Origin of the sequence: Loigolactobacillus bifermentans DSM 20003, from assembly GCF_001434575.1 — a bacterium.
GTDB lineage: Bacteria > Bacillota > Bacilli > Lactobacillales > Lactobacillaceae > Loigolactobacillus > Loigolactobacillus bifermentans.
Genome location: NZ_AZDA01000090.1, coordinates 14,986 through 31,402, shown reverse-complemented (window position 1 = coordinate 31,402; position 16,417 = coordinate 14,986). Strand labels below are relative to the sequence as shown.

The following is a 16,417-nucleotide window of genomic DNA, read 5'->3' as shown; positions in this document are numbered from 1 at the left end:
CATTTTTTTGAAGGGAGAGAAAAGCATGGACGTTACAGTTGAAAAGTATGGTTATGCGCATGATCGCGATTATTGCGCCATTCACTTAACCAACGGTCATGGTATGACCGCAGTGATTTTAAATCATGGCGCTACTGTGGCCCAAATTTTAGTGCCTACAACCGCCGACAAGACCAATATGATCATGAGCTTGCCGACATTTCAGGATTACAGTAAAGAACGGAATTTTCTTGGTGGTACTGTTGGGCGGATCATTGGCCGGATGGCAGCAGGTAAGTGGCAAGTGGGCAACACGGTTCAGCAATTTACATTAAATGATGGCCCCAATCATGCTCATGGTGGGGATGAAGGTTTGGATACCCAGGTATTTGATTTCACCACCGATTACACTGCGCACACTGCTAGTGTCACATTAACCTTATTTGATCCCGCTGGGCACAATGGCTATCCTGGTAATTTGCAGGTCCAAGTCACTTATACGTTAACGGATCAGGATACGTTGACTTTTGCTGTAACGGCGGTGAGCGACGCATTAACGTTGTGCAATATTGCTAATCACACCTACTTTAACTTGGCGGATGCGGGACAAGATGTGCAGGCGCAGCAGCTACAAATTAACGCTGATTATTATTTGCCGTTAAATGCGGCTAGCATTCCGGATACCGGACGACAAGCCGTGGCTGGGACGGTATTTGATTTGCGTCAACCGCAAGCATTAGGGGCTGTGTTGCGCAGCACTGACCCACAGATTGTGGCAGAACATGGTTTAAACCATCCGTTTTTGCTAAATGACCAGCAACAAGGTGCTGTGCTGAGCTTACCGGGTACCAGCCGGCGCATGACGTTAACCACTGATGCGCCATCAGTAGTGGCTTACACGGCCAACCATTTCAATCACACAGGAGTGGCGGCGAACTTAGGCCAGTATGACGGTGTAGCCTTGGAAGCCCAAGTGCCCCCCACCGCTGATCCCCAACTTAGCGGTTGTGTATTACTGCCAGGCCAAACATTTCACCGCACCACCAGTTGGCAGTTTGATTATTAGTCTAAGAAAAGCCCTAATTCTAATGCGAATTGAGGGCTTTTTTTGGTGCTGGCAAGCGCTTTGTGCAGCGGCTGCGGGCAGTCCTCTGGCGAAAATCGGGCTGAAGATAACGCTGTGGGGTTTGAGCTTGAAGCCTGGTCCTAAGTGACAAAGCCATTAAGGACCATTTCACGGCTACTAAGTGCGGTGTGGATACTTTGCTAACGTAAAGATAAATTGTCCATTCTTGTGGGAAAACCGCTTGTAAGAAACATGGCGCTGAGTCATCCATGCCTCCAGACTTGATGTTGTTCATGTGATTCATGTTAAGCTGATAACCACAAATAAAACAATTCGCATTCGCTAGCAGCGCAAGATTGCAATTTTTTAAAATACGTTGATTGAGGTATTAAAAACCAATTTGCCAGTGATAACGATTAACTGTTATTCAAGCAATAGCGATCAGCCATTTTAATGAGATCATCATTTCAAGTGGCGTCGGGTAAATTTAAGTCCGGAGGTGAAAATGGGCTCAGCCGTGGCGTTATGCTTAGTGATTTATCACTTAGCATAAAACCGAGCTTGAAGACAATCGGTTTATGATTGGCTTCAAGTCGTGTTCATGGCGTTCCAGTCCGATTTTCGTCGGAGGACGTTTTGTTCAACTAACCTAAGCGGCCTTTCCAGCGCAACTAAAAAAGCGGCCGTAGCCGCTTTGATAGCGTAAAATGATTAATTCTTCCGACTCAATTGTTGCCGTAAGTCCTTGACCACGTCTTTGTCGCCGGTGAACACTAGGTGGTCGTTGGGTTCGATCAAGGTGTCACCATGTGGCGGCACGTATTTGCCATTGCGGTAAATGCGGCTGACGGTGATCAGGTCAATAAAGGGCAGCTGCCGTAAGGCAATGCCGGTGAAGCGGCGGTTGTGAACGGTGACTTCGTACAGGCCGGCTTCGGTATCGGTGAGAATTTTCAGGCTGGACGGTGATTCAATCATGCCGCGCAACAGGCTGATGTTAACGTTATAACTGTTGAAAATTTCCACGCCTTGTTGCGCAAGAATCTCATAACGGTCTTCGGCAATATCATGGGATTCAAACCGAGCTACGATCCGCGGCACTTGGTGTTGAACGGCTTGTTGGGCCATGGTGAAGTTCAGTTCGTAATCGGAATAGCCGAGGACTAAAATATCGGTGTCGAAAATCCCATTGTCAACCAAGGTGGGTTCGTCCAGACGATCCAGCAGTTGAATATTGTCGATCTCACTATTATATGTGCGATAGTTTTTTGGTCGATCCGTCACCATGCGAATGTCGTACCAGCCTTTGGAAAGCTGTTGCGCCACCGGCATAGTCAGTAAGTTGGTGCCTACAAAGGTGACTTTGGTTTTCACCAGGTCCTCTTTTTCAGGATAATAAAATTGGTTAAAGAGAATCGGCGACAGGACACAGGTGAGAATGGCGGCTAAAATAAAGGCGCCTGACTGTTGACTGGTAATGGCGTTTAAGTTTCGTGCCACCTGCAAGGTTGGCAGCACCAACGTAATGGTAGTGGAGGCTAAGAAACTGCCGGCAAGTGCGTTTTGCGTGGTGAAGCGCTTTTTGAATACCAAAAATGGGACTAATTTTGCCACCATGAAACAAATGAAGAATACGGGAATCAAAGCCAGCGCTTGGCGGTCGGCTAATAAGCTGCGTAGATCAAGCTTGGCACCAGTCATAATGAAGAAAATCGGAATCAAAAAGCCGTAGCCTAATGAAGTGAGCTTGTCTTGGGTGGCTTCACTAGGCCGTAAGAGTTTCATCACCATTCCGGCTAAAAAGGCCCCTAAAATGTTTTCAGCACCGACACGTTCGGCAATGGTGACCAGCGTGAAAATCAGGAAAAAGGCCAGGCGAATATCCAGCTGGGTGGTGGCTTTATCAATGCGTTCGAAGAATTGATAAATGCCGCGGAATCGCAGCAATAAGATAATGGCCGCTAAGAAAATCAGCAGCACCAGCCAAATGCGACCGGCGTGGCCCCCATTTAAGGAGGCGTACACGGTTAAGGCCAGCATGGGGACGACTTCGCCTAATACGGCGGTGAGTAAGATCGTTTGGCCCAAGGGTTTGCTAAGCAGTTCCTTTTCCTTAAGCGCCGCGATTACCACTCCAAGGGCAATGGTGGCGAAAATAATGGTCGCCAGCAAGTAATCGTTGAAAATGCCGATTAAATGAAGCAGCCAGCCTAATAAGCCAGCAGTGACTAAGATGCCAACAAAGGCCCAACTGGCCATTTTAACGGGGGTCCAGCTAGGGCCATTGTTTTTCGGTTGGGGTTTAAAGAGGTCAAAATCGATCTCCATCCCCGAGAGAAAGATCAACACGATCACACCTAAACTAGAGAGCATGGTCAGGTTAGACGTGACGTGGACCAGGTTGAGTAAACTTTTTCCTAATAGGATCCCGACGACGATTTCAGCGACGGCCGTGGGAATCCGTGTGATGTTGAATTGCGCCATGAGCAGTGGGATCATCAAGGCCGCCAACATCACGACGAGCAAAGAGAGTTGTGCCATAATACGCCTACTTTCAAAATGAATTGTTCTATCTTAGCACGTGCTGCGGTGAGAAGCAAAGTGGTTTGCAAGGCAGTGCAGGTCGGTTGTGGTTTTTAATTGCTTCATTAAAGCTGTTTTAAATGAACGATTTTCCAACCTGCGCCAAAGGTCATCAGCACTAAGGCTAAATAGGCTATGTTTTGCCACTGGCCTAATGGGTTGACGGCAAAGGCCCAGCCATACAAGGTGGGCCCTAAAGCGGCCAGGCAGTAGCCGCCAGCCTGCGCCATGCCAGAAAGTCGGGCGGTGGTTTGTGGCGTACTGGTTTTCAGCCCAAACATCGTCAGCACTTCCATGAAGAAAAAGCCAATATGTAAGCCGATCAAACTGCTTTCTAACAGCCAAAACCACAGTTGCTGGGTATTTTGGTGAAACAGCATTAAGGCAGCGATGATCCCGCAGGCGCCAGCAAGCACGGTTAAAATTGCCAGCCAGCGTTGGGACAATTGGGCCAGTAAACTTGGTAAAAACAGTGCAATGGGCAGGCTGATCAAAGTGAAAGCCGCCATGACCCAGCCGATATGGGTACTATTTAAGTGGTGATACGCCATTAAACTAGGCAACCAGGCGGTTACCGTGTAGTTTAACGTGGATTGCCCGCCAAAGGTGAGTAGGAAAAACCAAGCCCGCGGGTTGGTCCATAAATGCGGCGCTTGGGTGGTAGCGATATTGACCGCGGCTGGTTGGGCGACGTCCTTTAACTGGCCGCCTAGCCATAACCAAGTGGCGACGATAATCAACGGTAAAAAGCCCAACAAGGTGAACATGGCGTTCCAACCAAAAGCGTGGTTCAGCGGTGCGGTGCTTAAGTTGCAAATGGTATTACCGAAAATCATGGCAAAGGAATAAACCGCCGTCAATTGGCCAATCTGTTTGGGAAAATAATGGGCCACACACACTGGCATCAACACGTTCAGTAAGGCAATGCCGATCCCAATTAAAACAGTGCCTACCAAGACAGCTGGCAAATTTAATAATAACCGCACCAGTGACCCAGCCGCTAATAACGTGACGGCCGCTAATAAGGCTCGGTTAAGGCCCAGTCGTTGCATGATTGGTGCGCCGAAATTAGAACAGATCATGAACATCAGTAACGGCAAGGTGGTGAGAATCCCCAGTTGACTGGGCTGCGTTTGGAGTGCGCGGGCCAGTGGGGTGAGAAACAGCGGTGGGGTGGTGATCGGCGCACGCATGAGAAAACCGCTGATAAAAAGCGCCAGTATTAAACCACGGCGTTGCTTGGTTGATAAGTGCATAAGAAAGCCCCCTGAAGCGTCAAATAAACGTTTTCTTCATTGTAGCACTTGCTTTCGTAAAAAACGCTAGCTAATCTTGCATACTATTTAAAATATGCTATACTAAAGGCGATAAGCAAGCGGTTACAGTACATATATTTTCGTGTTGTATTGCAGCAATTATTTTCCTCTGTTACCCAACAAACCCACACATTCACACTTGCTTGTTAAGCGACGATGCCACGGAAGGTGTCGCCTCTTTTTTTACATCGTGGTTTTGTGTATACTGTGGGTAGATCAAACAGAGAAAGGACTATCCGCCTTGACACAAATCAAATTAATTGCCTCTGACTTGGACCACACGTTGCTCACTGAAGCCGGCACTCTGCCCCCTCATTTTTATGATGAAATTCGCGCCCTACACAACCAAGGCATTCACTTTGTGGCTGCCAGCGGCCGGGCCATCTATACCTTGAAGCCGATGTTTGAACCGGTGAAAGATTGTATGAGTTTGGTTGGCGAAAATGGCGCCGTTGTCATTCGTAACGGTAAAATCGTGTACTCGCAGTTTTTACCAAAGGCGGATTATGTGCGCTTGATCCAACACACCCGAACGCTAGGGTTAGGCGTGCCGTTGTTGTGCGCCCTGGATGCTAGTTATATTGATGAACAGTATGCACAATATGCAGATAATTTACGTCATTTCATCACTGAATTACGCGTGGTGCCAGATATTACCCAATTGGATGTGGATGTACCTAAATACACTGTTTATTACCCAAACGGTGGCTTAACCGACGTTTATGAGCGGGATTATGTGCAGCCTTTAGGCGACCAATTCCACGTCACCGTTGGTGGCAGTGAATTTTTGGATATTATGCATCGGGTGGTCAACAAAGGCCATGCGCTATCTGAACTAGGTGGTCTATTAGACGTCACCCCGGATGAAATGATCACGTTTGGCGATAACTTAAATGATATTGAAATGTTAAAACTTGCTGGTCACAGCTACATTATGCAAGCGGCGACTAAGGCAATTGAACCTTATGCCACCGCTCGCATCGGTAGTAATGGTGAGTATGCTGTAGCTGAAAAAATTCAAAGTGTGCTGGATCAACATGGGGTGCTGGTTTAAATCACTTTCTTGAAACTGATTGTCTTTTTTTGATTTAAACCGAAAAAGTACGTGGCTTGAAAATACGTTAAGTGTATTTTTAAACCACGTACTTTTTAGTTTGTGTCACAAATTATAAAACTGATTCCTTAAATGTGAGATAGCGTTTTCTTAAACAATTTCGTAAGATTGAAGAAAATAGTTTTAATTTTATGATATTTTTTAAGGCAAAAAGCGTACATATTTGATTTTGAAATCGGGGGAATTTTAAATGAATCGGCAACGGGCGCAACAGATGAACAGTAAACAACATTATCGGTTATACAAGCGTGGTAAGCAATGGGTAACGGTGTGTCTGTCCAGCGTGGCACTGGCTGGGGCTTTTTTGGCCATTGGAACGACGACTACACAGGCTGCTACCACAACAACACCAGCTACCACCAGCGCGTCGTCTGACACGGCGCTAACAGCGGCCAGTTTGGCGTTAAGTGGCGCTGCTAGCAGTGCGGCACAGTCCGCAACGGTTACTAGTTCGGCTGCCAGCAGTGCAGCGCAAGCGACAACAACCGCCAGTTCAGCTGCTAATAGTACGGCACCTGCCAGCGTAGCCACTACTAGTACTGCAGCGGCTACGGCTAGTGCTGCTGATTCAGCTAACCATTCTACGGCAGAACAAACAAGCAGTACGGCAAGTCAAGTACAGTCAGCAGACAGTTCATCGACGACTACGGCAGTTAGCAGTGCAGCCACCAGTAGTGCCGTTGCAGGCGGCAATATCACCGCAGCCACGCCTGCAACCGTCGCTGCTGTTAGAGCGCAAGCCGCTGCCCGTTATCAAGCAACGGGCGTACCGGAAACGGTGACGCAAACGGATGCCACTGCCACCAGTACATCTCAGGACGTGACCTTAACGCTGGTGAACAGTGCAGGGGATATTTTGGAAGGTGCTGTGACGGATACTGTTGAAAGTGGCACTGAGCTGCCTTTACCGGCTAATTTAACCGTCACCCAGGCCATGATCGATGGTATTATTGCCCAGGGAGTCGAAACGAATTTAGTGCCCGGGCGGTATCGGTTCCAAGGGTACACCGTTAATGGGGGCAGTTTACAAACCACAGCGACGATTAAATTTCCGATTGCTGCAGACGCAACTAGTACGGCACCAATTGCGATTCAAGCGGTTTATGATTTAGTGCCTTTAAAGGTGACGTACGTTTACCCAGACGGCTCCGATGCCACTGGCAGTGATCACGCCGTTCAACAGATCTTGGTGACGGCCACTGCTGGCGTGGATTCTGATAGTGGTGCGTCGGTAGAGAAAACCATGACGGTGACCTTAAACGACGATGGCACTGCGGCAATCACCACCGCTGATAGTGGGCTGGCGTTGGTTGATCAAGATTTGACCAAGCTGGATCTGAGTTTCTTAAAGCAAGTCATTGATAATGATGACCAGGCAACGGCATTGGCTGATCAACTTACTGCAGCGCTTCAAGCAAATGGGCTGCCTTTATTCAGTCGGACTACTATTGTACAGGCGTTAACGGCCGTGGGAATTGGTACTAATGGGGTAGTGGATCCAACTAACCCTGAGTTTTCACCTGATATTACGGCGATTCAGTACGTTTACAATTCGGCAGCACCCACAGCGACAACACCAGTGACGGATACGCATGCTGATTTGTTGGATCGATTGAAAGATTTGTATGCAGCGGCGCAAGCAAAAGGAGACGATGAGCCGGCAACCGAGTCAATGACGTCGGAAAATACTGCCGTTCAGGCAGATGTAACGGTGGAAAACTATCTTGAAGCAACGGCGGCTCCTATCACGTATCAAGGAACCCCAATCAGTGGCCACCAAACATATACCAGCGATACCACAGTCACCTTAGACCAAGGTTTCACGTTAGATGACGTGAATTATGTGCTGGTCGGGTACACTGTCGGGGACGATTTAAGTGATCTGCAACAGGGGCCTGACGTGGTGATTACCGCGGCGCCAATCGAAACCACCACGGATGCGCAAGGACAGGTGACGCAAACCGGCGGAACCACGGTGACCATTAAGGCAGTTTATCAAATCGTACCAACCAACATTACTGTGAATTACGTCTATGATAATGCGGAACAAACGGCAATGCTGCCTAGCGTGACCTTAGCAGTGGGGGACGCCAGCACACCTGATCTAAGCACTGACAAATTACAAAAAATTGTTTTGACCCCAACAGCTGGCGCTCAACAAAAAAGTGGCGTGACCACGTTAACGTTAGTGTTTAATTCTGATTTCACCACCACCCATTTGATTTTAAATGAAGGTTTGACTAACGAACAAGTTTTGCCGGCGGCGTATAGCACGCTAGGCGCTTGGCTACAAAATGAAACCACTGCGGACTTAACCAGTGCGACGTTAGCTGAATTGCTTAAACTGGGCATGGACGCGAATACAGCAGCGACAGGCGATATTTATCAAGGATTTCTAACACATTTGGCCACTAGGGGCATTCAGCTCAATGGGGATGTAGCGTTAAATGATGCTGAACTGGCTAGTCAATTAAGTAGCGTGACTTACGTGTATACTGCACCAACTGAGTTAACCGTTGACTGGGTGGATGCTAAAACTGGGCTACCCATCAGTTTAGGCAGTACCACGAATGCGAGTTCGACTTGGACCACAACGGGAGATGCTGGCACCACCGTTGATGTGGCAACTGCATTTAACACGTTATTGGCCCAATCAGCGAATATTTATCGGATTGATCCAACCTATGCGGCAGCACATGATTTAAGCCAAGTTGTTTTAGCAGATCAGGATCAAACGTTGACGATTCCAGTGGAAGTGGCAGTTGCGAGTCTGCCGGTTTTAGTGGTGGATAACCGCGGCAATGAACTATTAACCAACACGAATTATCAGGCAGTTGCGTTAGACACGGCTACGCTGGTACAACAATTGACGGACTTAGGCCTTTATGCAAACGGCAGTACAGACGCGACCACGGACGCTGTAACTGGCATTAAGGTGATGACCAATTTGTTTTATAAGCTGTATGCCCCTAATCTGGGAGCGATTTTAGCGGCGACCGATTTAACGACAGCCCAGCAAACAGCGGTCTTAAACGAGGTGTTAACCAAATTACAGCCGTTAGTTTTAAAAGAAGCGATTAAGCTGATGCCATTGGCTAACCATTTAGGAAAAGCCATGCAAACAGCTTTCAATGCCGGTATTGATGAAATTGACTGGGGAAATACAGATCAGTATGATGCGGCGATTGCAGATGAGTTAGTGGCGGTTAAGCAGTTATTACCATCAGCTTTTGTGGAAGTTTTACAGGATGTGATGCCAACTGTTGCCGTCTTGGCACAGGATGTGGAAACAGCCTACGGATTGCCAGCGAATACGCTTTTAGCCAATTTGCAGTACACCACCACGACCTCGCAATTGGCAACGAAACAAGTGGTTGATTTAGAAACACCGGTAGACAGTAGCACTGTGGCGTCAGAAACGAATGCCTACACGTTAAATGGCGTACCGTTGTTGTTTGAACTGGCTGGAATCAACCAGGCTAAGTTGTCCTTAGTAGGTGGCAGTGGGGCACCGTATATCATTCGGGTCAATTTAGGCCGTGTAAACGCGCAAGTGAACGTTGTGACGGATGACGGGCAACAATTACAACCCATTACCACCATTGGTACGGCTTATGATAGTGACAATCAGTTCACCATTCCTGAAATTGCAGGCTACACCTTTGTTAAAGCAACTTCAACGGATTATACGTTAACTGTCACGGATGATAACGTGAATTTCGTAGCACCAACTGATGGCAATGTGGTATTGGTGTACACGCGGGCCGCGGTTGATTATACCGTGATCCCAACGGTTGATGGACAGCCGATTCCTGGGTATGAAACGGGATTTGCCGGCAGCGGTGTGCCAGGCCAAACGATTACCTTAACGCCAATTCCAGGTTATCATACGACTGCAACCCCAGTTGTACCAGAAACTGGCGGGACGGTGACAGTTGCGTACACACCAAACGAAGTTACCGCCGACGTAACGATTCCAAGCAACTTAGGGCCGCAAACGGTGCCTGGGGTAACGGGTAAAACCGGCCAAACAGTTGACGTGACGGTACCGGCGGTTGCTGGTTACACGCCAGATCAAACGACAGTACCTGCCACAGTGAATCCAGACGGCACGATCACCACGGATCAAACAGTGGTGTACACACCAAATGAAGTCACCGCCGACGTGACGATTCCAAGTAACTTAGGGCCGAAAACCGTGCCTGGGGTAACGGGTAAAACGGGTGAAACGGTTGACGTGCCGGTACCAGCAGTGGTTGGCTATACACCGGATCAAAGTACAGTCCCTGCAACCGTGAACCCAGACGGGACGATCACCACGGACCGAACAGTGGTGTACACACCAAATGAAGTTACCGCCGACGTGACGATTCCAAGTAACTTAGGGCCACAAACGGTGCCCGGGGTAACGGGTAAAACGGGTGAAACGGTTGATGTGACAGTACCTGAAGTGGCAGGTTACACGCCAGACCAAAGTACAGTCCCTGCAACGGTGAACCCAGACGGCACCATCACCACGGACCAAACAGTGGTGTACACGCCAAATGAAGTCACCGCTGACGTGACGATTCCAAGCAACTTAGGGCCACAAATTGTGCCTGGGGTAACGGGCAAAACGGGTGAAACAGTTGACGTGACGGTACCTGAAGTGGCAGGTTACACGCCAGATCAAACGACGGTTCCTGCAACGGTGAATCCAGACGGGACGATCACCACGGACCAAACAGTGGTGTACACGCCAAATGAAGTCACCACTGATGTGACGATTCCAAGTAACTTAGGGCCACAAATTGTGCCTGGGGTAACGGGTAAAACCGGCGAAACGGTTGACGTGACGGTACCGGCGGTTGTTGGTTACACGCCAGACCAAAGTACAGTCCCTGCAACAGTGGATCCAGACGGCACGATTACCACGGACCGAACAGTGGTGTACACACCAAATGAAGTCACCGCCGACGTAACGATTCCAAGTAACTTAGGGCCACAAATCGTACCTGGCGTAACGGGCAAAACCGGTGAAACAGTTGACGTGACAGTACCGGCGGTTGCTGGCTATACGCCAGACCAAAGTACAGTCCCTGCAACGGTGAACCCAGACGGGACGATCACCACGACGCAGCAGGTTACCTACACACCAAATCCAGTGGCGCCGGATCAAGACCACAATGCAACGGGCATGCCTGATTCGGATCAAAGCGGACAGACAGCACCAGCGCAGCCACAAACTGAGACAACCGGCACGATGCAGTCAGAAACAACGCCAACAGTGGCCACTCAAACTGCTACTGATACGGTTCAAACGGTGGTTCAAACCACTACTGGTACGCCTAACTTGGCACCGGCACTGACGGCGCGTGAACAGGCCCTGACCACCACCAACGGCACTGATAAATTGCCAACGTCACAAACGGCAACGACCTTGCCACAGACCAATGACGCTAATTCAGTTTGGTTGGCAGCAGTCGGCCTGGCCTTAGTTGGCTTTGCTGGGTTCTTAGTCGCCTTTAAACCACGACGGCCACAAGCTTAAAGCAAACGCTAATTGCAATATAAAACCGACCGCATTCCTGATTTTTATCAGTGTGAAGCTGCGGTCGGTTTTTGTTTGGCTAATGGGTGGTGATAAAATCTAAAATCTGATGCATCACCGCTTTATTTTCTGGCGGTACCCCGTGGTCTAAAATCGCCTGTGGGGTTTGGTTTAAAGCAGAACCGGCAGTGTAGGCAGCGTCGTTGATCACGATTTCGCGTAAGTTGTCCGGCAAAGGTTCAAAGTGAAATTGCAGGCCCACCACATTTTGGTGGTAAATAAAGCCTTGGTTATGCACCAGATCGCTGGTAAACAGTAATTGTGCGCCTTCGGGAAGGCCAAACATCTCGCCGTGCCAGTGTAAGGCGGTTAGGGTTGCCGGTAGGTCGGGCAGCACGTCTGTTTGGCGGTAAACCGGCGCCCAGCCCACTTCTTTGGCTGTGGCGGTGGTCACTGGTGCGCCTAGGACTTTGGCGATTTGTTGGGCGCCAAAGCAAGCACCGAAGATTGGACGTTGCTGGGCCAATAAGTTAGCTATCAATTGCCGTTCTGCTGCGATCCAAGGTAGATCGTCGTTGGGACTCATGGGACCACCAAGCACGATTAACAGGTCAGTTTCAGCCGCAGTGGGCAAAACGCCAAATTGGGCGGGATGGTAAACGTACAAGTCATGATGATGTTGTTGGGACCAAGTTTGAATGGCACCAGGGCCTTCATTTGGCGTGTGTTGTAAAACGTTAATGCGCATGTTAGTTTCCTTTCTGACGCCGATTTTGGATCAATTTGGACAAGCCTACGGTAATGCTAGGCAGCATGAGTACCACCACAAGGCCAAGCAATAACATAGAAAAATGTTGTTGGATAAAGGGCAGTTGGCCTAGGTAATAGCCGGTGAGCGAGCCAGCGCCGACCCAGATCACCACGCCAAGCAAGTTATACCAAGCAAAGCGCAGGTAGTGCATTTGAAACATACCAGCAATTAATGGAATAAAGGTGCGGATCATCGGGACAAAGCGGCCAAAAATAACGGTTTTACCGCCGTGTTTAACGAAAAAGTCTGTGGCGCGTTTTAATTTATCAGCTTCTAAATGGCGGTTGATAAACGGCATGCGGCGCAAGTTGCGGCCAATTTCAAAATTCACCGTATCACCGATCAAAGCAGCTAGGAAAAAGGTCAGCACCAGCCATTTAATGTCGAGGAAAAAGTGGGGCCGGGTGGCCAAGGTGCTACTGATGAAAATAATGGACTCGCCTGGTAAAAACGGAAAAATCACCAAGCCGGTTTCCATAAAAATGATGGCGAACAAAATGGCATAACTGCTGGTGCCAAAGTATTCAAACAACGGCAACAAAACGGCTTCCAAATGGGTCAACCCGTAAATAATTTGTGCCACCACCTCACCTGCTTTCTAAAGAGTTTCTCATAACCCAAGCATAAGTCATTCAGGCCAGCCCTGCAATTGATTCGCGTTGATTTTGGGGAAATTTAAAAGTGGCAACGCCGGCGGCACAATATTTGAGTCGGGTGTCAGAACGTGCTAAAATAGAATACCGACAATTTCAATCGTTGTCGTAGGAAATCCTTGAAGGGGGCACATTGATGGCTGCTGAGACACAACAAGAAGAACAAGTCCGTGTGGACGATGTGGTAGGACAAATTCAAACCAAAGAACACCAATTGCAGGCTAAAATGAAGCAAGCCGAAACGGAAGAGGCGGATATTCACAAGCATTTTGAAAAAGATGTGAAGATCAATACAGGCTCTTACGAAGGCATGATGGATACCGCGTTGTCCATTCGGCAGCAGCAACAAATGTTGGATGAGCGCACAAACAGTTGGCAACATTCAGCACAACAATTGGACGTGTTGCAGCGTTTGGAAAAAACGCCGTATTTTGCGCGCATTGATTTTCAAGAAAATCGCGCGAAAAAGCCGGAAACCATCTATATTGGCTTAGGCTCGTTTACCGACAATGACGATCACTTTTTAGTGTACGATTGGCGGGCACCGATTTCCTCAATCTATTATGATGGGAACTTAGGCAAAGTCAGCTATCAAACGCCGGACGGGGAGCAGCAGGTCAACGTGGACCTTAAGCGCCAGTTTTTAATTGAGGATGGCCAGATCAAAACCATGTTCGATACCCAAGAAACCATTGGCGATCAAATGTTAATGGAAGTTCTAGGTGAACAAAGCGATACGAAAATGAAAAGTATCGTTACCACGATCCAGCGGGAACAAAACCAGATCATCCGCGATACCAAGGCCGAATTACTGTTTGTCCAAGGGGCGGCGGGTTCTGGGAAAACGTCTGCCATTATGCAACGGGTGGCGTATTTACTGTACCGCTATCGCGGCAATTTAAATTCCAGCCAGGTAATCATGTTTTCACCGAACCAATTATTTAACGATTATATTGGCAACGTGCTCCCTGAATTAGGCGAACAAAACATGGTGCAGTTGACCTATCATCAGTATGCAGCGCGGCGGTTGCCTAACATGACGGTTGAAGATTTATTCTCACAATTTGAGAAAACCAATGGCCATCAAGATAAACGGTTGACCCAGTTAAAGGCCAGTTTGGCGTTTTTCAAGGCTACGCAAGATTATGCCACGCATTTGGAACAAGCTGACATGCGTTTCCGCGACATTAAATTGCGCAAGGAAGTTTTTATTTCGAAGGAAAAAATTGCGCAAACGTACTATCAATTTAACCATAACTACCATTTAGGCAACCGGTTGACGGGAACCAAAGAAAAAATGGTGCGCTATTTAAATCGGCGCATCGAAAGTGAAACCAAAACCAAGTGGGTCAGTGATTTTATTGAATCGCTGGACGACGAAGGCATGCGTAAATGGTATGGCAATCACCCGCATAACTTTGAAAATGGCGATGAGGAATTTCATTTCTTAGCCAAACGGGTGGTGACGGCGGCCTTTGATAGCGTGCGACGAGGCATTGTGCGCAATCGCTTTTTAAACATCAAAGCCCAGTACATCGACTTTTTACGGGCGGTACCGCAGTACCTGGACCTGGCCCAATTCGACCTGACTGTATCCGAATGGCAACATGATGTGGATCGGGTGCTAGCGGATTTACGCCAGAAAAAATTGGCGATGGAAGATGTAACGCCTTACCTTTATTTGTACGACTTGATTACGGGTAAGCACGGTGATCGGGAAATTCGCTATTTATTTATTGATGAAATTCAGGATTACACGCCTTATCAGTTGGCCTTTTTGAAATTCAACTTTCCGCAAGCCCGCTTTACCTTGCTAGGGGACTTGAACCAGGCGATTTTTACTCAGGAAAGTAGTCACCGGTTGTTGCAGGAGTTAAGCTATTTGTTTGACCCTGAGACTACCCGGGTGGTGCAGTTGACCCAGTCTTATCGGTCTACCAAGCAGATCACCGACTTTACCAAGGCAATTTTGCGCAACGGCGAAGACGTACAAGCCTTTAACCGGAAAGGCCAGTTGCCGAAGTTGATTCAGCGTGAGGATCCAGCGGACTTAGTGGCAGCGGTGAAAACGGAATTGGCCGCGAATACGGACGCCGGTTTAACCACCGCCATCATCACCAAAACTTTGCCAGAAAGCCAAGCTTTGACCCAACAGTTAAAGGCAGCAGGGGTCAAGGTGACCTTGATTCGCTCGGAAAACCAACGCTTAGCAGCTGGGACGATCGTGGTACCGTCTTATTTGGCCAAAGGGCTGGAATTTGATGCGATTATCGCTTGGCAAGTGGACGCCGCCAACTACGGCAGTGATGACGAACGGCAATTGTTGTACACCATTGCCTCCCGGGCGATGCACCGCTTGACCTTGCTTAGCAGTGGCACTTTGTCGCCGTTGTTGGCGGATGTGCCAGCAGCGCTTTACGAAAAAGGCTAAGGCTAAAAAGCGATTTAAGGTTGTGTCACTTGGTGAAAACCGCTAAGCTTAAAGAAAAACGTGAGAGGATTTTTGACACATGGCGATTAAACTCATTGCAATCGATATTGACGCAACACTTTTAAATTCAAAGCGCGAACTAACACCAGGCGTGATCAGCGCGATTAAAGCTGCTTCCGCAGCTGGCATTAAGGTGGTTTTATGTAGTGGCCGGCCCATTACAGGGGTGACCCCTTACTTGGCGCCGTTAGGTTTAGCTGATCAGGCCGATCAGTACGCCGTGACTTTTGGCGGTGGCTTGGTGCAAACAACTGCGGGTAATGTGTTGGCACAAACCCAATTCCAATATGCGGATTACATTCAAGTCGAAGCGCTAGCGCGACAATTGAACCTGCATTTTCACGTGGAAAACGCTGATTTTTTGTACACGGCTAACCGTAACATTAGCGAATACAGCGTGTATGAAAGCAGTCTGGTCAACTTAAACATTGCTTACCGTACACCGGAAGAAATGCGGGACATTGCTTTGGTAAAAGGGATGTTCATTGATAAACCGGCATTGCTAGACGCTGCCATGGCGGATATGACCCCTTTTAAGGCGTTAAGCGACCGCTTGACCTTTGTCAAAAGCTCACCATTTTTCTTAGAAGTCAGTCCCAAAGGCGTGAGCAAAGGCGCGGCCTTAACCAAATTAGCCGCGGAATTGCAGTTAGATGCCAGCGAAATGATGGCCATTGGCGACGAACAAAACGACTTGAGCATGATCACCTTAGCCGGTACCGGCGTGGCCATGGGCAATGCCACGGACCAGGTCAAAGCTGCGGCACAATATATTTCCGCTGATAACGACCATGATGGGGTGGCCCAGGCCATTCAGGAGTGTGCTTTATAAAATATAACGCTTGAACCAGCCGAATGAGGTGCGGTTTAAGCG

9 protein-coding genes are annotated in these 16,417 nt (G+C 48.5%); 5 read left to right on the top strand and 4 right to left on the bottom strand.

What is annotated here, in order from left to right; translation table 11 throughout:
- The first annotated feature begins 25 nt into the window (after positions 1 to 25).
- Positions 26 to 1,045 carry an aldose epimerase family protein gene (locus FC07_RS09520; RefSeq protein ID WP_057904871.1) on the top strand — a complete coding sequence of 340 codons (1,020 nt, stop codon included), beginning with the start codon at positions 26 to 28 and terminating at the stop codon, positions 1,043 to 1,045.
- A 711-nt stretch (positions 1,046 to 1,756) separates the two neighbouring features.
- Here the strand turns inward: FC07_RS09520 and FC07_RS09515 are convergent.
- Complete coding sequence (locus FC07_RS09515) at positions 1,757 to 3,586, bottom strand: monovalent cation:proton antiporter family protein (protein ID WP_057904870.1); 1,830 nt, start codon at positions 3,584 to 3,586, stop codon at positions 1,757 to 1,759.
- Positions 3,587 to 3,693: 107 nt separating this feature from the next.
- Complete coding sequence (locus FC07_RS09510; RefSeq protein ID WP_057904869.1) at positions 3,694 to 4,884, bottom strand: MFS transporter; 1,191 nt, start codon at positions 4,882 to 4,884, stop codon at positions 3,694 to 3,696.
- 301 nt (positions 4,885 to 5,185) lie between these two features.
- On the opposite strand from FC07_RS09510, the gene FC07_RS09505 reads away from it, so the two are divergent.
- Together FC07_RS09505 and FC07_RS09500 are read left to right on the top strand one after the other, a co-directional pair.
- A complete protein-coding gene (locus FC07_RS09505) occupies positions 5,186 to 5,998 on the top strand; it encodes an HAD family hydrolase (RefSeq protein ID WP_057904868.1) in 813 nt (270 codons plus the stop codon).
- Between the two features lie 250 nt (positions 5,999 to 6,248).
- The gene (locus tag FC07_RS09500) at positions 6,249 to 11,588 is read left to right on the top strand and encodes a KxYKxGKxW signal peptide domain-containing protein (protein ID WP_057904867.1); all 5,340 of its coding nucleotides are present in this window, start codon (positions 6,249 to 6,251) and stop codon (positions 11,586 to 11,588) included.
- Positions 11,589 to 11,667: 79 nt separating this feature from the next.
- Here the strand turns inward: FC07_RS09500 and FC07_RS09495 are convergent, their stop codons facing one another.
- Together FC07_RS09495 and FC07_RS09490 are read right to left on the bottom strand one after the other, a co-directional pair.
- The gene (locus FC07_RS09495) at positions 11,668 to 12,336 is read right to left on the bottom strand and encodes a type 1 glutamine amidotransferase (RefSeq protein ID WP_057904866.1); all 669 of its coding nucleotides are present in this window, start codon (positions 12,334 to 12,336) and stop codon (positions 11,668 to 11,670) included.
- A gap of 1 nt (position 12,337) precedes the next feature.
- Complete coding sequence (locus FC07_RS09490; RefSeq protein WP_191981089.1) at positions 12,338 to 12,982, bottom strand: VTT domain-containing protein; 645 nt, start codon at positions 12,980 to 12,982, stop codon at positions 12,338 to 12,340.
- 206 nt (positions 12,983 to 13,188) lie between these two features.
- On the opposite strand from FC07_RS09490, the gene helD reads away from it, so the two are divergent.
- Together helD and yidA are read left to right on the top strand one after the other, a co-directional pair.
- Positions 13,189 to 15,483 carry an RNA polymerase recycling motor HelD gene (gene helD / locus FC07_RS09485; RefSeq protein WP_057904864.1) on the top strand — a complete coding sequence of 765 codons (2,295 nt, stop codon included), beginning with the start codon at positions 13,189 to 13,191 and terminating at the stop codon, positions 15,481 to 15,483.
- 79 nt (positions 15,484 to 15,562) lie between these two features.
- The gene (yidA, locus tag FC07_RS09480) at positions 15,563 to 16,375 is read left to right on the top strand and encodes a sugar-phosphatase (protein WP_057904863.1); all 813 of its coding nucleotides are present in this window, start codon (positions 15,563 to 15,565) and stop codon (positions 16,373 to 16,375) included.
- Positions 16,376 to 16,417 lie beyond the last annotated feature (42 nt).